This window comes from Erythrobacter sp. HA7-11, from assembly GCF_055693605.1.
Genome location: NZ_JBVFUF010000002.1, coordinates 1,822,411 through 1,841,869, shown reverse-complemented (window position 1 = coordinate 1,841,869; position 19,459 = coordinate 1,822,411). Strand labels below are relative to the sequence as shown.

At 60.4% G+C, this 19,459-nt stretch carries 19 protein-coding genes and 2 pseudogenes; 14 read left to right on the top strand and 7 right to left on the bottom strand.

From position 1 onward, the window contains the following. Positions 1-2: 2 nt before the first annotated feature. The 3 genes from recO to ACZ1GU_RS09475 all read left to right on the top strand — a co-directional run bounded on the left by recO (position 3) and on the right by ACZ1GU_RS09475 (position 2,794). Positions 3-545, top strand: a complete 543-nt coding sequence (recO, locus tag ACZ1GU_RS09485; protein WP_472647763.1) for a DNA repair protein RecO — start codon at positions 3-5, stop codon at positions 543-545. Between the two features lie 70 nt (positions 546-615). Then, positions 616-1,674 (top strand): 3-isopropylmalate dehydrogenase, encoded by a 1,059-nt coding sequence (gene leuB, locus ACZ1GU_RS09480; protein ID WP_472647762.1) that lies wholly within the window; start codon positions 616-618, stop codon positions 1,672-1,674. A 22-nt stretch (positions 1,675-1,696) separates the two neighbouring features. Next, positions 1,697-2,794, top strand: a complete 1,098-nt coding sequence (locus tag ACZ1GU_RS09475) for a glycosyltransferase (protein ID WP_472647761.1) — start codon at positions 1,697-1,699, stop codon at positions 2,792-2,794. A 126-nt stretch (positions 2,795-2,920) separates the two neighbouring features. On the opposite strand, the gene ACZ1GU_RS09470 is transcribed toward ACZ1GU_RS09475, so the two are convergent. After that, a complete protein-coding gene (locus tag ACZ1GU_RS09470; protein ID WP_472647760.1) occupies positions 2,921-4,174 on the bottom strand; it encodes a phospholipid carrier-dependent glycosyltransferase in 1,254 nt (417 codons plus the stop codon). Between the two features lie 77 nt (positions 4,175-4,251). Further along, a complete protein-coding gene (locus ACZ1GU_RS09465) occupies positions 4,252-4,662 on the bottom strand; it encodes a hypothetical protein (RefSeq protein ID WP_472647759.1) in 411 nt (136 codons plus the stop codon). 75 nt (positions 4,663-4,737) lie between these two features. On the opposite strand from ACZ1GU_RS09465, the gene ACZ1GU_RS09460 reads away from it, so the two are divergent. Beyond that, positions 4,738-5,286 carry a TetR/AcrR family transcriptional regulator gene (locus ACZ1GU_RS09460; protein WP_472647758.1) on the top strand — a complete coding sequence of 183 codons (549 nt, stop codon included), beginning with the start codon at positions 4,738-4,740 and terminating at the stop codon, positions 5,284-5,286. Between the two features lie 10 nt (positions 5,287-5,296). After that, a complete protein-coding gene (locus tag ACZ1GU_RS09455; RefSeq protein ID WP_472647757.1) occupies positions 5,297-6,514 on the top strand; it encodes a trans-sulfuration enzyme family protein in 1,218 nt (405 codons plus the stop codon). Between the two features lie 10 nt (positions 6,515-6,524). Here the strand turns inward: ACZ1GU_RS09455 and ACZ1GU_RS09450 are convergent, their stop codons facing one another. Both ACZ1GU_RS09450 and ACZ1GU_RS09445 read right to left on the bottom strand, forming a co-directional pair. Continuing rightward, positions 6,525-6,935: a DUF6628 family protein gene (locus tag ACZ1GU_RS09450; protein WP_472647756.1), complete on the bottom strand. Its 411-nt coding sequence runs from the start codon at positions 6,933-6,935 to the stop codon at positions 6,525-6,527. A 126-nt stretch (positions 6,936-7,061) separates the two neighbouring features. After that, the gene (locus tag ACZ1GU_RS09445) at positions 7,062-7,427 is read right to left on the bottom strand and encodes an excalibur calcium-binding domain-containing protein (RefSeq protein WP_472647755.1); all 366 of its coding nucleotides are present in this window, start codon (positions 7,425-7,427) and stop codon (positions 7,062-7,064) included. Between the two features lie 215 nt (positions 7,428-7,642). Between ACZ1GU_RS09445 and ACZ1GU_RS09440 the strand changes: the two genes are divergently transcribed. After that, on the top strand, positions 7,643-9,163 hold the full coding sequence (locus tag ACZ1GU_RS09440) for a SulP family inorganic anion transporter (RefSeq protein WP_472647754.1): 1,521 nt from the start codon (positions 7,643-7,645) through the stop codon (positions 9,161-9,163). A gap of 34 nt (positions 9,164-9,197) precedes the next feature. Here the strand turns inward: ACZ1GU_RS09440 and ACZ1GU_RS09435 are convergent, their stop codons facing one another. Then, a complete protein-coding gene (locus tag ACZ1GU_RS09435; RefSeq protein ID WP_472647753.1) occupies positions 9,198-9,845 on the bottom strand; it encodes a hypothetical protein in 648 nt (215 codons plus the stop codon). Positions 9,846-9,955: 110 nt separating this feature from the next. Between ACZ1GU_RS09435 and ACZ1GU_RS09430 the strand changes: the two genes are divergently transcribed. From ACZ1GU_RS09430 to ACZ1GU_RS09400, 7 genes and pseudogenes are all read left to right on the top strand, one after another. Continuing rightward, positions 9,956-10,585, top strand: coding sequence for a DsbA family protein (locus ACZ1GU_RS09430; protein WP_472647752.1), 630 nt, complete (start codon positions 9,956-9,958; stop codon positions 10,583-10,585). 110 nt (positions 10,586-10,695) lie between these two features. Next, a complete protein-coding gene (gene apaG, locus ACZ1GU_RS09425; protein ID WP_472647751.1) occupies positions 10,696-11,097 on the top strand; it encodes a Co2+/Mg2+ efflux protein ApaG in 402 nt (133 codons plus the stop codon). 68 nt (positions 11,098-11,165) lie between these two features. Beyond that, positions 11,166-11,961: pseudogene (locus tag ACZ1GU_RS09420) on the top strand (LysR family transcriptional regulator). 25 nt (positions 11,962-11,986) lie between these two features. Further along, positions 11,987-12,409, top strand: a complete 423-nt coding sequence (locus tag ACZ1GU_RS09415; RefSeq protein WP_472647750.1) for a GNAT family N-acetyltransferase — start codon at positions 11,987-11,989, stop codon at positions 12,407-12,409. Then, a complete protein-coding gene (locus ACZ1GU_RS09410; protein WP_472647749.1) occupies positions 12,381-12,575 on the top strand; it encodes a GNAT family N-acetyltransferase in 195 nt (64 codons plus the stop codon). Before ACZ1GU_RS09415 ends, ACZ1GU_RS09410 begins: the two co-directional genes overlap by 29 nt. 85 nt (positions 12,576-12,660) lie before the next feature. Then, positions 12,661-14,460: an SLC13 family permease gene (locus tag ACZ1GU_RS09405; protein ID WP_472647748.1), complete on the top strand. Its 1,800-nt coding sequence runs from the start codon at positions 12,661-12,663 to the stop codon at positions 14,458-14,460. A gap of 42 nt (positions 14,461-14,502) precedes the next feature. Next, positions 14,503-15,841 (top strand): annotated as a pseudogene (locus tag ACZ1GU_RS09400) (amidohydrolase). Positions 15,842-16,030: 189 nt separating this feature from the next. Here the strand turns inward: ACZ1GU_RS09400 and ACZ1GU_RS09395 are convergent. Together ACZ1GU_RS09395 and ACZ1GU_RS09390 are read right to left on the bottom strand one after the other, a co-directional pair. After that, the gene (locus ACZ1GU_RS09395; RefSeq protein WP_472647747.1) at positions 16,031-16,213 is read right to left on the bottom strand and encodes a hypothetical protein; all 183 of its coding nucleotides are present in this window, start codon (positions 16,211-16,213) and stop codon (positions 16,031-16,033) included. A 102-nt stretch (positions 16,214-16,315) separates the two neighbouring features. After that, the gene (locus ACZ1GU_RS09390) at positions 16,316-17,914 is read right to left on the bottom strand and encodes an isocitrate lyase (protein ID WP_472647746.1); all 1,599 of its coding nucleotides are present in this window, start codon (positions 17,912-17,914) and stop codon (positions 16,316-16,318) included. A 158-nt stretch (positions 17,915-18,072) separates the two neighbouring features. Between ACZ1GU_RS09390 and ACZ1GU_RS09385 the strand changes: the two genes are divergently transcribed. After that, a complete protein-coding gene (locus ACZ1GU_RS09385; protein WP_472647745.1) occupies positions 18,073-19,410 on the top strand; it encodes a helix-turn-helix domain-containing protein in 1,338 nt (445 codons plus the stop codon). Positions 19,411-19,459 lie beyond the last annotated feature (49 nt).

Here is a 19,459-nt window from a genome sequence, read left to right as displayed (position 1 = left end):
CGATGCAGCTGCGCGCCCCTGCCATTCTCGTCGCATCTCGGGCGCATGGAGAAAGCGCGTCCATCGCGCGGTTCCTTACCGAAGAATACGGCCTCGCCGCCGGCTATGTCGCAGGTGGGCGCGGACGCAAATTACGCCCGGTGATGATTCCGGGCAATTCGGTCGAGATTGAGCTGCGCGCCAAGTCCGACAGCCAATTGCCGTTTGCGCGGGTGGAGCTTGCGCAAAGCCGTGGGCCTTGGATGACCGAACCCTTGCCTGCCGCTGCAATCACATGGGTTTGCGCGCTCACCGCCAGCAGTCTACCCGAGCGCAATTCCTATCCCGGTCTCTATCAGGCGCTGTCCGGTGTGCTCGATGCCGTGTGCCATGCACCGTCCGCGCGCGGGTGGCTGTCTGCTCTCATCACCTATGAAGCGATGCTGCTGCGCGAGCTTGGCTATGGCGGGGCAAAGCCCGATCTTTCAGGTGATCTGCCCGCGCAATTCGCGCAATTTCGGGCATTGCACCGGTACGATCGAGCGTTACCTTCTTGCCGAGCGTGACCGCGATGTTATGTCCGCACGAACCTTATTGGGCGAACGGCTCGCCCGCATGATCAGCTGAGGGGCGAGCATGAAGATTGCCATTTTGCCGGGCGACGGGATCGGACCGGAAGTCACACGCGAGGCGGTGCGCGTGCTCGAGAGCCTGAAGCTGCCTGGCCTCACATTGTTCGAAGGTGATGTCGGCGGCATTGCCTACAAACGCCACGGCATGCCTCTGCCCGAAGAGACCCTGCAAATCGCGCGCGGATCGGATGCAGTGCTGTTCGGCGCCGTGGGTGATCCTGAATGTGACGCGCTGGAGCGGCACTTGCGACCCGAGCAGGCGATCCTGGGCCTGCGCAAGGAGCTTGATCTGTTCGCGAACTTGCGTCCGGCCAAGGTGTTCGCCGGATTGGAACATCTTTCGCCCTTGCAACCCGAGATCGCAAAAACGCTCGACCTTTTGATCGTGCGCGAGCTGACCGGCGATGTCTATTTCGGCGAGAAGGGCGAACGCGTTGCGCTCGATGGCAGCCGTGAGGGCTGGGACATGATGTCCTATAACGCGACCGAAGTGAGCCGGATCGCGCGCGTCGCCTTTCGCGCGGCGCGGGCGGCTGGCAAAGGTGTCACCAATGTCGACAAGGCCAATGTTCTCGAAACCAGCCAGGTCTGGCGCGATACGGTGAAAGAGGCGGCAGGCCCGCACCCCGATATCGAGCTGGAGCACATGTATGTCGATAATGCCGCGATGCAAATCATCAGCAGACCGTCGCAATTCGGCGTGATCCTCACCGGCAACCTGTTCGGTGACATCCTGTCGGATCTGGCAAGCGCAGCGGTCGGTTCGATTGGATTACTGCCCAGCGCCTCTATCGGTGAGCGAAAGACCGAGCACGGCATTTTCGGCCTCTATGAACCGATCCACGGCAGCGCGCCTGATATTGCCGGGCAGGGCAAGGCTAACCCGATGGCGACCGTGCTGTCGGTTGCGATGATGCTGCGCCACTCCTTTGGCCGCGAAGATGAAGCCTTGCGGGTCGAAGATGCGGTGGCCAAAGCGCTCGCTGACGGGATTCGCGGAGCCGATCTCGGCGGTGAACACGGCTGCGAGGAAATCGGCAGCGCGATTATCGAGCGGCTCTGAAGGCTGCTAAACACGCGCCGCCATGGGTCAGCCTCTCGAACTCGCGATCATCCTTCCGACCTTTAACGAGCGCGGCAATCTCACCCCATTGATCGACCGCATCGCGGAGGCTTTGGGGGCAGAGGGTTGGGAAGCGCTGATCGTCGACGACAACAGCGAAGATGGCACGGCTGACGAGGCGCGCGCGCTCGCGCTGACTGACAGCCGCATTCGCGTGATCCAGCGCATCGGGCGGCGTGGGCTTGCGAGCGCCACGATTGAGGGGTTTTGCGCGACCGCTGCGCCCTTCGTCGCCGTGATGGACGCCGATCATCAACACGATCCCGCTTTGCTGCGCGACATGCTCGAGGCGGTTCGCAAGGGTGAGGCCGATGTGGCGGTTGCATCGCGGTTTATGGCGGGGGCGAGCGTTGATCGATGGGAAGAGCCCGCGCGGGAGCGGCTGTCCGGCTTTGCCAATGCGCTGGCCCGCCGCATGACCAGAGTGGCCCTTACCGATCCGATGAGCGGGTACTTTCTGCTCCGCACCGATGTGGCGAGAGCACTGGCGCCGCGACTCTCCGGGATTGGCTTCAAGATTCTGCTCGATCTGCTCGCGACTTCCGACAAGCCGTTGAACGTCAAAGAGTTTCCGCTCAAATTTGCGCGCCGCAGGGCAGGGAAGAGCAAGCTCGACCGCGCCATCCTGTTCGATTTTCTGGCCGGAATCTACGACAAAACCATCGGCCGCGTGATCCCGACCCGGTTCGCGCTTTTCGGCACAGTTGGCGCGCTCGGCGTGCTGGTGCACATGGTGGTTCTGGGCGCGATCCTCTTCGGTTTGGGAAAGACATTCGCGCTCGCGCAAGGCGTAGCGGTGTTTGTCGCGATGAGCTTCAACTTCTGGCTCAACAATTGGCTGACCTATGCGGACAAGCGCCTCAAAGGGTGGGGCGCTGTGTTGCGCGGCTGGGCAGGGTTCTGCGCGACCTGCGCGGTAGGTGCTTTTGCCAATGTCGCGGTGGCGACTTTCCTCGAGAGCCGAGGCGCGTTTTGGGCGCTCGCCGCGCTGGCGGGAATCGTGATCGGTGCGGTGTGGAACTACGCTCTATCGAGCCGCTTTGTTTGGGGGCGGTTCTAACTCTAGGCGAAAAAGAGGAGAGACCCGGATGCGTAGCATCCGCAAGGCTGACCAGCCGCCCGCAGCGATGCGATCTTTGATCGTACGAGCGAGGATTTCGCACGCTGGATAGCGTGCGGAAAAGAATTAGAGCCAGCCTTCCATCCAAACCCAGCGGGAGAAGTCTCTGGGCCCGTCCAATGCCGCCGCCGTCAAAATCGGGAAGAACAGCGCGAAGATGAGCGCGCTTCCCGCGAGCGACCCATAGACCCACCATTTAAAGCGTGTCTTGACCACATCGCTCAGCATCAGCGCCAGCGCCGCGAGCAGGAAAAAGCTTGGCGCGAAATAGTGGTAGTAGAACTGCACCGGCTTGGGCGCGATCAGCCACAGACCGAGGCTGACGCCATAGCCCAGCACGACTGCGATCTTCGCCCAATCGCTGCGCAAAACTCCGCCGACCGCGCACCACACTAGCGCTATCAGGCCGAGCAGCATCGTGAGCGGATTGCCGATCAGCATCACCCCGCGCTGCGCTCCATCGGTGAATTCGTAGAGGTACCAGATGCTGCGCGTGTTGAGCATCCATTGATCCCAAGTGCTCTGGTAGGGGTGCGGGGATTTGACTGACCCTTGCAGCTCGATCATCTCGCGGTGCAGACCGAAGATGCCCTTTTCAGCCAAGGGAGAATTGAGCCAATCATAGGCCGGCCAATAGGTCATGGCGTAGGCGATGAGAGGGACGATCCCAAGCCACAGAAATGCCTCGGCGAGCGAGACACCGGGCACTGGCGCGCCGCGACTGCTGGTGATCAAATGCCGGCGGCCTGCCGACAGTCTGACAATGAAGAATGTGAGGCCTGGCAAGATCGCAATCGGAACCGCGTTCCATTTGGACGCCATCGCAAGGCCGAGTGCGATGCCGGTCAACGCGAGGCGCAATCGCCCGCGCTCGGGCTCCCGGACAGCTGCGGCGAATTGCCATGCGGCGAGGCTCAAAAACGCGGCCATGAACACGTCGAGCATGGCGATCTGCGAATGCACCAATAGGTGAAACCCTGTCGCGAGCAGAAGACCATAAGAAAGCGTCGCGAAATGATCATGGCTGGCGTGCCACAGCGCGCGCATCGCGGCGAACAGCGCGATTGTGCCCGCGACAATCGACATAATGCGCCAACCGACAGGGTTGTCGCCGAGCAGCGCGATGCCCAGCGCGATCAATTGCTTGCCCAGCAGCGGGTGCTCGCGATTGAGATAGCTGCCGTCTGACAGGATGGCCTTTGCCGCTGGCAGGTAATGAACCTCGTCAAAATAAGGCGCGCTGGGGACGCCAAGCCTGACCAAACCGATAGCGGCGAAGAGAAATACGATGCCAAGGCTCGCCAGCCAGGGATCGCGCAAATGGAGACTCGTATTTTCAGGAGGGAGCGGTTGCATCGCCTGAAAGCGCTATCGCAATCAGGGCGATGCAGACAAGCCTAGGCCTTTGCAAATTCTCCAGTTTCGTGCGCGGCCTGATGCTCCAGCCAGAACAGCCGCGCACACATGGCGAGCAGGCCGATGCTGGCGGTGAGGCCTGATAATACGAACCAAAATGGCACATTCATACCGGCTTTGCGAGCGCGCGGTGCGATGAAGAATAATGCGATAATCACGCACATAACCAAATCCCACCAGACTTGCAGACCGGTGAGATTCTGCGTGTGATTGATGAAGAAGGCGATCACGCCTTCTTGCCAGATTTGCACAGCAGTGAAGGCGCCAAACGCGCCTGCGAGCATGGCTGCAAAGATTGCGCTACCGGATTCGCGCGGGGTCAACAGGACGGTCAGGAAGGCGATGACGCCGCCCGCAGTGACCGCGATCCATAGCATTTCGATCGTATTCATCCTCCAAGTCCTCCTATAGTGTAGCGACTGCTACAAGGGCTTGTAGCGACTTGTAGCGATTGCTACAAGCGGAAAATGTCAAAAGCCACACTTTCGCGCGAAAGCCTGCTTCCGGCGCTCGCCAATCACATTCTCCAGCACGGTTTGGGCGAGGCGAGCTTGCGGCCTTTAGCCAAGGCTGCGGGCACAAGCGACCGAATGCTCATTTACCATTTTGGTAATAAGGAGGCGCTGATCACCGATGTGCTCGAGTATATTGCGCAAGTCTATTCCGCCGCGCTTGAGGCGGCAGTCGGCGATGAGCGGGCAAAGACGCGGCAAGACTGTGTCGCGCGGATCCTCGCCTATGGACGTCAGCCGGAAGTGCAACCGTTCATGACATTGTGGTGGGAAATCGTTGCCGGCGCGGCGCGCGGTGTCGCTGGCTATAAGGAGGCTGCCGAGACGATGATGAATAAGCTTCTCGACTGGCTCGAAACGCAAATGCCCGAAGATGATCCCGATCCCAAGGGCGGAGCGCGCTATCTGCTCACATTGATCGAAGGCACATTGATGCTCGGCACTGTCGGACATGCGCGAACCGCGCGCGAAGGACTGCTTGCGAGCGACCTCATGCCAAACTAAGCGTTTCGGTATGAAGAAGACCACCGGAATGGATCGCGCTGCGACGCGCAATTGGCGGCCTGCCACCCGCGCGGTGCGCGGCGGCACCTGGCGCAGCGAGCATGGTGAGACGAGCGAGGCGTTGTTCCTCACGTCGGGCTACACTTATGACGATGCGCAGACGGTCGCGGACAGGTTCGCAGGCGATGCGGTCGGAATGACCTATTCGCGCCTCCAAAACCCGACGGTTGCGATGCTGGAAGAGCGCATTGCGCTGCTCGAAGGGGCGGAGGCTTGCCGCGCTCAGGCGAGCGGCATGGCCGCGATGACGGCGGCTTTGCTTTGCCAACTTTCTGTGGGAGATCATGTGGTTGCCGCGCGCGCGGCCTTTGGTTCGTGCCGCTGGCTGGTCGACGAATTGCTGCCCAAGTTTGGGATAGAGACGACCACGATCGACAGCGCGGATGATGCCGCATGGGAGGCCGCGATCCGTCCCAACACCAAGGTCTTTTTCTTCGAGACGCCGGCCAATCCGACGCTGGATGTGGTTGACCTCAAACATGTCTGCGATCTGGCCAAGGCGCACGGCATTACCACGGTCGTCGACAATGCCTTTGCCTCGCCAGCGCTCCAGCGTCCGATGGAATTCGGCGCGGATGTCGTGGCCTATTCAGCGACCAAGCTGATGGACGGGCAGGGGCGCGTTCTGGCGGGCGCGATCTGCGGCGGCGAAGATTGGATCAATGAGGTGCTGATGCCGTTTCAGCGCAACACCGGACCGACCATTGCCGCGTTCAATGCCTGGGTCGTGCATAAGGGGCTGGAGACGCTCAGCCTGCGCGCGCACAAGCAGAGCGAGCAGGCGGTCGAGCTGGGCAAGTTCCTGGAGCTGCGGCTCGAGAAAGCGGGTGGGCACATGCTGCATCCCGGCCTGCCAAGCCATCCGCGCCACAATCTCGCGCTATCGCAAATGGACGCGACGGGGCCGATCTTCGCCTTTGATGTCGGCACTCGCGCGCGAGCCTTTCAAATTCTCGACGCGCTGCAATTGATCGATATCTCGAACAATATTGGCGATGCGCGCAGCCTGCTCTGCCATCCTGCTTCGACAACCCACGCCGGGATGAGCGAGGAGGGGCGCGCGGAGATGGGCGTCACCGAGGGCCTCTTGCGGATCAATGTCGGGCTGGAGGACATTGCTGACCTCACCGAGGATATGGATCAGGCGCTGGCCGCTGCCGGGATTTAGTGGTGGCGACTTAGGTTCCGAAACCGGGCGCGATATCACACAGGACTTCGCGCAAATGCGCAGCCGAGCAGGCGGCGCGATTGGGCGTTTCATTGTCCGTTACTGCAGACAGCGCCACTTGGTCATTGTCGCGGATCGCGTCGATTAAGAGCGCTTCGTCTCGCGTCATTCGCGGCGCGCAGCACGAGGCGATCTGAATGCGGCGCTGCGATGCGCTCGCGGTTTCGTGCAAAAAGCAGCGGATGAGGACAAGGACCTGGCGGAAACGCTGGCCGAACCTGTGCATCGCGAAATGGCTCGCCTGAGCATCGTTTCGCCCGTGGATGGCGAGCCTCCGGAAGACGATCAGCGTGTCGCGCAGCATAGGCTCGCTGGGCATGGGGCAGGGCAATTGTCGGGCGATTTGAGATTGTGAAGCCATGATTCTCTCCGAATGCGACTCTGGTATCGCAAATGATAATCAATCGCAACAAGAGAGTGTAACTCTTCTATATGAGGTCGCCTGGCCTGCTGCTTTCCTTTTCGAAGAAGTCGTGAATTCAGAGAGTTAGCGGCGACGGCGATTGCGAAAGGGTTCGCAGGCTACTCCGTCGAGATCGCCATCCAGTTCCGTCCTGTATCCGGGCTGATTGGCGTAAATCGGGGCCGCGCCAGCGCGCCATGCAGCGGCGCAATCAGAATAATAGACGCGGGCGGGTTCTTGTGTGCGGGCCATAGGCTCCATTGCCGGTTCTGCCGGGCCCTCTTTGGGCGGAGGCGTAGTACAGCGCAGCTCGCGCGTTACGCGATCTTGCTTGCAAACTGGCTTTGCTTGCTGCGGCTCGTTCACCGGTTCAGTCGGCTGCGCGAAGGCTGCGACCGGAATTGAAAGCGTCGAGGCGAGCCCGACCAAAAGGAGCTGTGTTCGATCCATAGCGATTGACCGAATAGAGGATTTGCTTCCCTTTTGATAGAGGCGTGCGCCTTGATCACCTTGTGCAGTGCAAAGCCGAGGTAAAACCGCGTAAACCCTCCCATGAATACGCATTCGTGCTGTTGTGCAGTGCAGCATAAGTCGGTAGGGGCTGTAAAATTCTCGCGGTAAGAGCGCCGCCGACGCCGCAATCGGCGCACAATCTGGAACGTGTAATGACCTCTCAAGCCGCCACTTTCGCGGACACCTTTAAGCGCGACTGGTTCTCAAATATCCGCGCTGACATCCTTGCCGGCATTGTCGTCGCGCTGGCGCTAATCCCCGAAGCGATCGGCTTCGCGCTGATCGCGGGCGTCGACCCGAGCGTCGGACTTTATGCAAGCGTTACCATCGCGATGGTCATTGCATTTACCGGCGGGCGTCCGGGCATGATCTCTGCCGCGACTGCCGCGGTGGCGGTTGTGGTGATCCCGCTGGTGCGCGATTACCCGATTGAGTATCTGTTCGCCGCGACGATCCTAATGGGCATTTTTCAGGGGATTGCGGCGCTCCTACGGCTCGACTTGCTTATGCAATTCGTCAGTCGCAGTGTCATCACCGGCTTTGTAAACGCGCTCGCAATCCTGATTTTCATGGCGCAAATCCCGCAGCTCTTGCCCGGCAATGAAGGCGTGGGGCCGTGGACCTGGGTGATGGTCGCGGCAGGTCTTGCGATCATTTACGGCTTCCCGCGCATCACGAAAGCGGTGCCGAGCCCACTGGTCGCCATCGTTCTGCTCACCGCCGCTGCGATCTTCTGGGGCCTGCCGGTCAACAATGTCGCGGGTGAGGGTACTTTGCCCGATGGCTTGCCAAGCTTTGCGCTGCCCAACGTGCCGCTGACATGGGAGACGTTCCAGATCATCGCGCCATACTCGCTGACAATGGCAGCGGTCGGCCTGCTTGAAAGCCTGCTCACTGCGCAGATCGTCGACGACATGACCCACACCGAAAGCGACAAGCGCCGCGAAAGCGCGGGTCAAGGCGTGTCCAACATCGTCGCGGCCTGCTTTGGCGGCATGGGCGGCTGTGCGATGATCGGTCAGTCGGTGATCAACGTCGCCTCTGGTGGGCGAGGCCGCTTGTCGACCTTCACTGCGGGCGCATTCCTGCTGTTCCTGCTCACCGTGCTCGGCAGCTATGTTGGCCAAGTGCCAATGCCGGCGCTGGTCGCGGTGATGATCATGGTCAGCATTGGGACGTTCAGCTGGAACTCGATCCCGAACCTGCGTCGCCACCCGCCGACCAGTTCTATCGTGATGGTCGCGACCGTTGTGGTCGTCGTTTGGACGCATGACCTGGCGCTCGGCGTGCTCGTCGGCGTGCTGCTCTCAGGCATCTTCTTTGCGCAGAAGGTCAAAAACTTCTTCGCGGTCGAGCGCATTCGTCGCCCGCACAGTGCGGTCTATGTTGTGACTGGCGAAATCTTCTTCGCCAGCGTCGACAAGTTTATCGAAAAGCTTGGCCCGGAAAGCCAGTATGAAGACGCCGCGCACCACGTTGTGATCGACGTGTCCAAAGCGCATTTTTGGGACATTTCGGCCATCGGCGCGCTTGAAAAAGTGATCGAGCGGATGCGCCGCAATGGCCGGCACACTCGGGTGGTTGGGCTGAATGCTGCGAGCGCAGACCTGTTTGACCGGTTCGCTTTGGAAGACCGGACGGGTATCGAGCTGGGCCTCGCGCCGATGAGCTGACCAGCGGCAACAGCCCTATCTGCGCCAGTTTCGCCTAGGCCAATGCTCGGGCGAGAACCAGTCGCACGCCATATCCGGTACGCGCATCGGCCAGCGCCATGAAGCCTTCGAAAGTCGAGACTGATTTGGCGCATCGCAGCCGTCTCAGTCCTCGGCAGGTGATCAGCGCGGAAAGGTCCTTGTCCTTCACGCTAACATTGGTGAGCGTCAATTCTTCGACGGCAAACCCGTCGAGCGGATCAAGGCTTTCCAGTTTCTGAGTCGTGTTGATCGATCCATCTATGCCAAGCATTCTCAGTCGATCCTTCAGGGGCCACAGCCAGCGAAGATCGTAGAGATGCTTTGCGTTCTCGATCTCAAGCCGTTCGAGTCGAGGGATCCTCGTCAGCGGCGAGAAATCTGTGATGTTGCGCGGACTGTCGATGCGCAGCGCCTTGAGCTTCGCCAGCCGCGTGAGGCCCTCCAGCGTCGTCGCTGTGACGGGCCATCCAAGGTTGAGCTCTTCGAGCTGCGAAAGCTGGCAGATTTCGTTGAGAAACTCCTGGTTGACCGCTCCCGCAGAAAGAGACCGCAAACGCGTCCGCGTCGAGATGCCCCGGAAGGAGTTCTTCTCGCGGTTGTGCATTCCGATTTCGGCAGTCGGGCCGATCTTTAGCCGCCGCGTGATTTCGTCCTCATCCATTGCGCCGCCTTAACCCGGCTTCCTTAAGAAAGCCCCATGCGATCGGGAGTGGGGCGCTTGCCATCCCCATTGCAACGTGCAACCTATCTCTTGAAGGGGAGATAAGACACATGGCCAATCGCGTTGAACTCACTTTCGATTTCGTCAGTCCCAATGCCTATCTGGTGTGGTGGCCGCTGCGCGATCTGATCAAGCGCACTGGGGCGGAGCTAGACGTCGTGCCCGTTTTCCTGGCCGGGATGCACAAGCTCACCGGCAATGCGCCGCCCTTTATGCGCGACGCGGAGGTGAAGGGTAAAAACGATTATGCGATGCTCGAAATGCGTCGTTTCGTCGCCAAGCACAATCTCGACAAGTACAAGCTGCACCCGCAATTCCCGTTCAATTCGATCACCTTGCAGCGCATGCTCTATGCCGCCGATCAGGATGGGCGCGGCGTGCAATTTGCCGAGGCGATGCTGCCTGCGATTTGGGAGCAAGGCGTGGATATCAACGATCCAGACGCCCTTGGCGAGGTAATCGGCGAAGCGGGCTTCGACGCGAAAGATCTGTTTGCGCGCAGCCAAAGCGACGAAGTGAAGCAAGGGCTGGTGGACAACACCTCCAAAGCGGTCGAGCGCGGCGCGTTCGGCATTCCGACCATGTTCGTCGGCAAATCAGGCGCCGATCCCGACACGTTCGAGATGTTCTTCGGCAAGGAGCGGCTCGATCAAATCGAGGAAGAACTGTCCAAAGGGTGAGTAGGTAACGCCGCCTAGGTAGTCCTTTTATCGCTAAGTTGGGATACAGCGTGGATTAAGCGCGTTGGTGGTCTTGTGGAGCCGATGAGAATCGTTACCTTGAGAGACCTATGAAAGAGCTGTTCCAACATGCTGCTGTTACCGACGGGGTCACCGTCCGGGTCGCGGTGAACTTTCTTCCAGAGCAATCACAGCCAGAGGCAGGCAAGTGGTTCTGGGTCTATCACATCCGCATCGAAAATGGCTCGCATGAGCCACTGCAACTGCGCACGCGGCATTGGCGGATCACCGATGCGCGCGGCATGGTGAACCATGTCGATGGCGAAGGTGTGGTGGGCGAGCAACCGACGCTCGCTCCGGGTGAAAGCCACGATTACGTGTCTGGTTGCCCGCTGACTACGGCGCATGGATCGATGGAAGGTTTCTACACCTTCCTGCGCGGCGACGGTTCACCGATCGAAGTGCGCATCCCGTTCTTCCCACTTGCGGCTCCCGAAACAGCAGATCGCTGATAAGCGCGACTCTTCGTCGCATACGCTCTGGCTTGCAGCGTCCGTTTGTGCGGCCTAAATGATCGCGCGTGAAACGGACCCATCTCCCCTTGAATGCGCTGCGTGTCTATGATGCGGCGGCGCGGCACCTCTCTTTCACCCGAGCGGCGGATGAGCTGGCGGTGACGCCTGCGGCTGTCGGTCAACAGATCCGCGCGCTCGAAGATCACCTCGGGGTTGTCCTCTTTCGCCGCACGAGCAAGGGGCTGGAGCTCACGCCGGAAGGCGAGGCGGGGCTAGATCCCCTGCGCGAGGGGTTCCTGCAATTCGAGCAAAGCGTGCAGTCGATGCAGGCGGGCCAAGCCTCTGACCGCTATACGATTGCCGCGCCGCGCGAATTCTACGCGCAATGGCTCGCGCCGCGTCTTGCCGAGTTTCAGGCCGGGACCGAGGGCGTGCAATACATCATTGTCGCAGACGAAAACGCCGATTTTACCGAAGCGAGATCTCGACATAGCGATCCGTCTGGTTGACGGCCCGGGCGATCTGGAGGGCGTGCAATTGGCCCCGGCAGAGCGGGTGACGGTTGCTGCTCCCAATGCGCGCGACGCGTGGATCGATTGGCCCGGCGCGGCTTTACCCGAAGGCACGAAGCCTTGCATCAAGGCTGGCAATCCGGGGCAGGCGCTCAGCTCGGCGCTCGCAGGCATGGGCCGCACGGTGCTGCCGCATCCCTTGGTGGCCGAAGCGCTGGACAATGGTCGCCTGGAGGCTCTGGACGAACCGAATGAGAGCCAACGCGCATATTGGCTGGTCGCTCCGCTGCCGCAATGGCGGCAGAAGAAGGTGAAGACGCTGGTAGAGTTTTTGAAGGGTGGGCGGTGATCGGGCCGAAGGCCCGCAAGGGCGCATGCCCGCCCGCAGCGACGCGATCTTTGATCGCATGAGCGAGGATAGCCAAGCGAGTGGATGCGAGCGCCGGCGCTTGAGGCCAATAAGGACCCAACGCTATGCTCTGCGCGCGCTCCAGCAAAGCGACTGCGCCGCGCTGTTCCCGACCTTCGCGGACAAGCAGCAAAACCTTTATATGTCGCGGGCGGAATTCACCTCCGAAGAGGAGCTGTGGGGATGGCTCGCCGATCCTGACTGGAATGGCCGGACATGGATTGCCGAAGATGATGCAGGCGACGTCGTGGGCCGGTTTGTCTCCGTGCCCTCTCACGAGCAGGGCATCGAAGAAATCGGCTATGTCACCGTAATGCACCGACAGGGCGAAGGCATTGCAAGCGAATGCACGTACCGCGTTGATCGAGCATCTGTTTGCTACCGATAGTCTGCGCAAAATCACAGCAGAAGTCGATGTCGACAACACCGCTTCGATCAAGCTTCTAGAGCGGCTCGGCTTCACCAAGGAAGCCCATTTGCGCGAGCACGAAACCACGCATATCGGCCTGCGCGATGTGCTGCTTTATGGCTTGCTCGCCTCCGACAAGCGCTAGCCTAGTCGCTAGCCGAGAAACACGAAGCCATCGATTTCGCTTGTAATTCCAGCGCAGCTTTGGAAAGCCACAATCCTCAAGGATAATGCTAGCACTTCCTTCATATCACGCGATGGCCGCAATGGTTCTGACGATCCTGATGTTCGTCGGATTCGTGCGGGGCCGGATGTCGATCGAGATCGTCTCGTTGCTCACCATCGCAGTGATTGCGGTGGGGCTTTATTTCTTCCCGCTGCCTGACACGCGCCCGATTGACGGGCTGGCCTTGGCATTTGGCGGGTTTGGTCATTACGCGCTGATCACTATCTGTGCGCTGATGATTATGGGCAGAGGGCTGGTCGTGACCGGCGCGCTAGAGCCTGCCGCGCGCATTTTGGAGCGCGTGTTCAAGGTGAACCTCCAACTGGGCCTGCTGGTCTCGCTTGTCATCGTCTTTTTCCTGTCGATGTTCGTCAACAACACGCCGGTGCTGGTGTTGATGATCCCGATCTTTGCTGCCCTCGCGGCGCGCGGAGCCTTGCCGACATCGAAGACGCTCATGCCGCTCAACGCCGCATCGCTGATCGGCGGTTTGGCGACCACCATCGGCACGTCGACCAACATTCTTGTGGTCTCGATCGCGGTTGATCTGGGCATGCGCGAGATTGGCGTATTTGATTTCACCCCGATTGTGCTGCTCGCTGGCCTAGTCGCGCTGCCTTACATGTGGCTGGTTATGCCGCGTCTGCTGAAAGACAATAAGGTTGCCGCTGATGAGAATGTTCGGCGGTTCCACACCCGTTTGCGGATTGGCGGTGACAGCGATCTAATTGGTCAGGATTTTGGCGATATTTTGCCTAACCTGCCGAAAGGCATCGTCTTTCATGGCGATCAGACTGGACCGATGCAGGCGCAGCAACGCATCCATATTTCAGGAACGCACGAAGCGTTGGAAGACGCCGTTCGAGAACTGAAGGGAGAGCTGGCGCCGAACTGGGTGCTCGACCGGATCAAGCGCAATGCGTCTGCCAAGGGCAGCGATATTCTCGTCTTTGAGATGACGGTCACGGCGGATTCGCGGCTCATCACTCGGACATTGCCATCCTCGGGCATCGCCGATCTCTATGGCGTCGCGGTGTTAGGCATCCACCGGCCTGAGAGGCTGCTGGGTGAGCGCGACCAATATTCCGATGGCGGCGACCTGCGTATTTCAGAAGGCGATGTGCTGCTCGTCATGGGGCTTGAAGAAGACTTGCAGGCATTCGCACGTTCGGACAGCCTGTTGATGCTCGATGGTGCGCGCGAATTGCCGCGCCGTTCCAAGGCGCTGCTCGCTGCCGCGATCATGGGGTTTGCGGTCTTCACCGCCGCGGTCGGTATCTTCCCGATTGCGATTTCCGCGCTAGCGGGCGCGATCCTGATGTTTGTCACCGGCTGCGTGAAATTTGACCGGGTGGGCAGGGCGCTATCGGGCCAAGTTATCGTGCTGGTCGCAGCCAGTATCGCGATTGGCCGCATCATTGACGAAAGCGGCGCAGCGGCGTGGCTGGGCGAGGCGCTATCGCTCGGCCTAGTGATGCTGCCCCCGGCCTTGGTGCTGGCTGCGATCATGGCCTTCGTCACAGTCCTCACCAATTTCGCCTCGAACGCGACCGCTGCGACTGTTGGCACCCCAATTGCCTTCAGCATCGCTGCCCAGCTTGGCCTGCCGCCAGAGCCGCTGGTGCTGGCCGTGCTGTTCGGCTGCAACCTGTGCTATGCGACGCCCATTGCCTATCAGACCAACATGCTGATCATGGCCGAGGGCAATTACGACTTTAAGGACTATGTGCGCACTGGCGTGCCGCTGGTCGTGTTGATGGTGGCGACCTTGTCGGTGCTACTGGTGATTACTTACGGACTGTAATTCGGCTCCGGGTCCAGGGCGAAACGAGCGGGAGAGAGCACAATGCGCGGTATTTTTAAAACAGGTTCGGCGGCGATTGGCCTCGCCTTGGGAGCATTGGTGCTGAGCGCGCCGGCGCAGGCAGATGAGCTGCGCGATGCCGTAAGCGAGGACATGCCGGGCCTGATGGAGCTCTACAAAGACCTCCACGCCAACCCGGAGCTGTCGTTCCAGGAATTCGAGACGTCAAAGAAGCTGGCGGCGCGCGCGCGAGCTCGGCTTTGAGGTGACCGAAGGCGTTGGGCAGACCGGCGTTGTCGCGGTGATGCGCAATGGCGATGGCCCGACGGTTATGCTGCGGGCAGACATGGACGGCCTGCCAGTGGAAGAGCAGACGGGTCTTCCCTATGCTTCCAAAGCGCGCGGTGTTCCTGCCTCTGGCATCGAAAGCGGGTTGATGCATGCCTGCGGTCACGACACGCATATGGCGGCATGGATCGGCGCAGCGCAGCTTCTTTCAGAGCGCAAGGATGAATGGTCGGGCACGCTGGTGATGATTCTGCAACCGGCTGAAGAGCTGGGGCTGGGCGCGCTGGCGATGCTGGAAGACGGCCTGTTTGAGCGCTTCCCCAAACCTGACTATGTGCTCGGCTTCCACGATGCCGCAGGCGCTCCGGCTGGCTTTATCGGCTATGCCAAAGGCTATGCGCTCGCCAATGTCGACAGCGTCGATATCACGGTAAAGGGCGTCGGCGGGCACGGAGCTTACCCGCACACCACCAAAGACCCGATTGTCGTCGCATCGAGCATTGTGATGCGCCTGCAAACGCTTGTGAGCCGGGAGAAGAACCCGCTCGAGCCTGCGGTAGTCACGGTCGGCAGCTTCCTCGCAGGCGCGAAGCACAACATCATTCCTGATGAAGCCAAGCTGCAACTTACCGTCCGGTCTTACGGGGCGGAATCGCGCGCAGCTTTGCTCGAAGGGATTGAACGGATCGCCAAGGCTGAGGCGATGGCAGCTGGAATGCCGGAGGATCGCATGCCGGAAGTAACCGTGCAGGACCCGTATCTGCCCTCAACCTTCAACACACCCGAATTTACCGAGCAGGTGATGGCGCGCCTTGCTCCGCGCTTTGGCGACCGTATCCAAGAGGTGCCTCCGGTTATGGGCGGCGAGGATTTCGGACAATTCTATCTGGCGGACCCTGAGAACATCGAATCGCTGATCTTCTGGGTCGGCGGGGTGCCGATGGATCAGTGGGAAAAATCGCAGGCGGGCGAGTTGGAACTGCCTTCCCTGCATTCGCCGTTCTGGGCGCCTGATGCCGAGGCGGTGATCTCTACCGCGACCGAGGCGATGACGTCGGCAACGCTCGACTTGATGCCGCGCAAGGGCGGGTAGTTTTTTAATGCGGACCGGATGGGTGTCCGGAGCGCGCGGGCGGCTACGGCTTCCCAATAAATAAGCGCCCTCAAGTAGCGCAGCGGTAGGGCATCAAAAAATTAACGTACCGCCAAAGCGTGAAGGGGTTCGCGCTTTAGCGGTACCGTATTCTCCTCCCCAGGAGAAACTGTGAGATTGGGTAACTCGTTACGATGCGTCGGGCACGTACGTCCCCAAGCGGTGGTGCAGCGCGTTGATCTTCGCGAGTTCGTCGCGGTCTTCGGTGCCCCGCGCGTGGCTTTCCAAAGCGCGGCGCAGCAGCTTCATATCAGCGGTCGAAAGCAGCGCACGGGCGCGGGCTGGTTCGGGGCTGGTGGTCGTGTCAGTCATAATCACTCTCCTGGGCTGATAAGTCTAAAGCTCTTAGCCCTTGTCATTGGTTCCCGGTGAGGATGCCTTAGCACATCCTCACGCAGGTTCCGCGCGGCTTTATCAGGCAGCCGCGAACTGGTTCATGGTGTTGTCCTTGCCGCCCGCTTTCAGAGCAGCTTCACCGGCAAAGTATTCCTTGTGATCATCGCCAATGTCGGATCCAGCCATGTTTTGGTGCTTCACGCAAGCGATACCCTGACGGATCTCTTCGCGCTGGACGTTCTTCACGTAGCCGAGCATTGCCTGCTCACCGAAATACTCCTTGGCGAGGTTATCGGTGCTGAGCGCAGCCGTGTGGTAGGTCGGCAGCGTGATCAGGTGGTGGAAGATGCCAGCACGCTTCGCAGCATCGGCCTGGAAGGTGCGGATCTTCTCGTCAGCTTCAGCAGCGAGATCGGTGCTGTCATAGTCGACACTCATCAGCCTGTCGCGGTCGTAAGCAGAGACATCCTTGCCCGCTTCGGCCCATGCATCAAAGACTTGCTGGCGGAAGTTCAGCGTCCAGTTGAAGCTTGGGCTGTTGTTATAGACCAGCTTGGCGTTGGGAACGACCTCACGGATCCGGTCAACCATGCCGGCGATCTGCTCCACATGGGGCTTTTCGGTTTCGATCCACAGAAGGTCAGCGCCGGCTTGCAGTGAAGTGATGCCATCAAGCACGCAGCGATCTTCACCCGTGCCAGCGCGGAACTGATACAGATTTGATGGGAGGCGCTTTGGACGCAGCAGCTTGCCGTCGCGGCTCAAGAACACGTCGCCATTCTTGATGTTGGCCGGATCAACCTCTTCGCAATCGAGGAAGCTGTTGTACTGATCGCCTAGATCGCCTTCTTCCTTGGTGTAGGCAATCTGCTTGGTCAGGCCAGCGCCGAGGCTGTCGGTGCGGGCAACGATTACGCCGTCTTCAACGCCCATTTCGAGGAAGGCGTGGCGACAGGCGCGGATCTTCTGGTGGAAATCCTCATGCGGGACCGTGACCTTGCCGTCCTGATGGCCGCACTGCTTCTCGTCAGAAACCTGGTTTTCGATCTGCAGAGCGCAGGCACCCGCCTCAATCATCTTCTTGGCAAGCAGGTAGGTCGCCTCGGCATTGCCGAAACCAGCGTCGATATCGGCGATGATCGGAACGACATGCGTCTCATAATTGTCGATCGCGGTTTCGATGCGCTTGGCTTCGACCTCATCGCCGCGCTCACGCGCTGCGTCGAGATCGCGGAACAGACCGCCAAGTTCACGGGCATCTGCTTGTTTCAGGAAGGTGTAGAGCTCTTCGATCAGCGCAGGAACGCTGGTCTTTTCGTGCATCGACTGGTCGGGCAGCGGGCCAAATTCGCTGCGTAGAGCGGCGACCATCCAGCCCGACAGGTAGAGGTAGCGCTGCTTGGTGCTGCCGAAATGCTTCTTGATGCTGATCATCTTCTGCTGCGCGATGAAACCGTGCCAGCAGCCAAGCGACTGGGTGTATTTCGCTGGGTCGGCATCATAAGCGTCCATATCGGCGCGCATGATCTTCGCGGTGTATTTCGCGATGTCGAGGCCGGTCGGAAAGCGGTTCTGGATCGCCATGCGAGCAGTCGCTTCTGCGTCGATCGCACCCCAGCTTGGGCCAGCATTTTCGATGGTGCTGCGCATTTGCGCGATGGTGTTCTGATATGTCATGGCTGTTCTCCTGAGCCTTTGAATGGGGAGGGTTTCGCCATCTTGTATGCGCTCCTGACGGGTGATTCTCCAGTAAACCTTACAGACAATCGTGTCTCTATGGACCAAATCAGCCGATATCTTGTGTAATACTGTAAAGTAATTTACAAAGCGGCGATATGGCTGACAACGCACTTCTGGCTGGCCCCGCACTGCGCCGATTGCGCAAGCGCGAGGGGTTGACGCAGGCCGCAATGGCCGCATCGCTTGGCATTTCGCCCAGTTACCTCAATCTGATCGAGCGCAACCAGCGCCCGCTTTCCGCCCGCGTGTTGGTGCAAGTGATTGAACGGTTCGACTTCGATCCGCGTTCACTGCGCGAAGACGAGACAATTGGCGGCATTGATGGCCTTGCACGGCGCTTGTCGGATAAGCGGTTTGCCGATCTCGGTATTGATCGTGAGGAAATTCAGGAGTTTCTCGCTGCCGCGCCTCAGGCCGCCGCCGCCTTCGCGCGGCTATACGATGCGGGTGGTGCTGGCGAAGCGCGCAGCGACAGTCCCGACAATCAGGCGCGCGAAGCCGTCGAGCGCTGGCAGAACCACTTTGCCGATCTGGATCATGCGGCGGAGGCGACTGCCGAGGAATTGCGGCTGTCGGTGGGGGAAATCAGCGCGGCGCTCAGCCAGCGCTTGCGTGAGCGACATCAATTCTCGGTCCGCATCCTCCCTGCAGAGGTGATCCCCGGGCAGATGAGCCGGTTGGATCTGCATGCGCGGCAATTGCAGATTTCCGAGACGTTGCCCGGCGCCGCTCGGCGGTTCCAGATCGCGCGGCAAGTCGGCATGCTTGAGCAGCGCGAGGAGATTGATCTGGTGGTCGAGGGCGCAAAGCTGCCTTCCCGAGAGGCGCGCGACCGCTTCCGCGAGCACCTCGCCGATTACGTCGCGGGCGCGCTTCTGATGCCCTATGGCCGCTTCATGCGCGCTTGCGAGCAGACCGCGCACGACCTGACGATTCTGCAACGCCGTTTCGCGGTGAATTTCGAGCAGGTGGCGCAGCGGCTCACGACCCTGCAACGCGTCGGCGAACGAGGCTTGCCATTCTTCGCAGCTCGGATTGATCGCTCGGGGAGATTGGCGGATTTCACCGCCGGGGCAAGCGGGGCGATGTACCCGCTTGAAGGTGCGCGCTGGCCAGCCTGGGTCCCTTATGCTGCATTCGAGCGGCCTGGCACGATGCTCAGCCAACCGGTCTTGTTTGGCGAGGGGGAGGCTGCGCCCAAACACTGGTTCACCATCGCGCGCACGGTCGATGGCGTCGGCGTGGCGTGCAGCGCGCGCAATGCGGTTGTGCTGGGTGTGGAAGCGCGCTTCGCCAGCGAACTGGCCGAGGCGCGCGGGGTTTCGTTGAAGCCGGAGGACGCAGTGCCGCTGGGGGATGAATGTCTGCGCTGCGAGCGGGTCGATTGTCTCAACCCGCAAACCAAGCGGCTCGCCACGCAATCACGTTATTGATCTCTGTTCGATGAGACGCGGCGCGCCCGTATCATCCAGTAGGTCGCGT

Excerpts from the sequence above, each read along its gene's own strand:
- recO (WP_472647763.1), top strand. The coding sequence starts at position 3 with ATGCAGCTGCGCGCCCCTGCCATTCTCGTCGCATCTCGGGCGCATGGA.
- leuB (WP_472647762.1), top strand. The coding sequence starts at position 616 with ATGAAGATTGCCATTTTGCCGGGCGACGGGATCGGACCGGAAGTCACA.
- ACZ1GU_RS09475 (WP_472647761.1), top strand. The coding sequence starts at position 1,697 with ATGGGTCAGCCTCTCGAACTCGCGATCATCCTTCCGACCTTTAACGAG.
- ACZ1GU_RS09465 (WP_472647759.1), bottom strand. The coding sequence starts at position 4,662 with ATGAATACGATCGAAATGCTATGGATCGCGGTCACTGCGGGCGGCGTC.
- ACZ1GU_RS09460 (WP_472647758.1), top strand. The coding sequence starts at position 4,738 with ATGTCAAAAGCCACACTTTCGCGCGAAAGCCTGCTTCCGGCGCTCGCC.
- ACZ1GU_RS09455 (WP_472647757.1), top strand. The coding sequence starts at position 5,297 with ATGAAGAAGACCACCGGAATGGATCGCGCTGCGACGCGCAATTGGCGG.
- ACZ1GU_RS09450 (WP_472647756.1), bottom strand. The coding sequence starts at position 6,935 with ATGGCTTCACAATCTCAAATCGCCCGACAATTGCCCTGCCCCATGCCC.
- ACZ1GU_RS09445 (WP_472647755.1), bottom strand. The coding sequence starts at position 7,427 with ATGGATCGAACACAGCTCCTTTTGGTCGGGCTCGCCTCGACGCTTTCA.
- ACZ1GU_RS09440 (WP_472647754.1), top strand. The coding sequence starts at position 7,643 with ATGACCTCTCAAGCCGCCACTTTCGCGGACACCTTTAAGCGCGACTGG.
- ACZ1GU_RS09435 (WP_472647753.1), bottom strand. The coding sequence starts at position 9,845 with ATGGATGAGGACGAAATCACGCGGCGGCTAAAGATCGGCCCGACTGCC.
- ACZ1GU_RS09430 (WP_472647752.1), top strand. The coding sequence starts at position 9,956 with ATGGCCAATCGCGTTGAACTCACTTTCGATTTCGTCAGTCCCAATGCC.
- apaG (WP_472647751.1), top strand. The coding sequence starts at position 10,696 with ATGAAAGAGCTGTTCCAACATGCTGCTGTTACCGACGGGGTCACCGTC.
- ACZ1GU_RS09415 (WP_472647750.1), top strand. The coding sequence starts at position 11,987 with ATGCCCGCCCGCAGCGACGCGATCTTTGATCGCATGAGCGAGGATAGC.
- ACZ1GU_RS09405 (WP_472647748.1), top strand. The coding sequence starts at position 12,661 with ATGCTAGCACTTCCTTCATATCACGCGATGGCCGCAATGGTTCTGACG.
- ACZ1GU_RS09395 (WP_472647747.1), bottom strand. The coding sequence starts at position 16,213 with ATGACTGACACGACCACCAGCCCCGAACCAGCCCGCGCCCGTGCGCTG.
- ACZ1GU_RS09390 (WP_472647746.1), bottom strand. The coding sequence starts at position 17,914 with ATGACATATCAGAACACCATCGCGCAAATGCGCAGCACCATCGAAAAT.
- ACZ1GU_RS09385 (WP_472647745.1), top strand. The coding sequence starts at position 18,073 with ATGGCTGACAACGCACTTCTGGCTGGCCCCGCACTGCGCCGATTGCGC.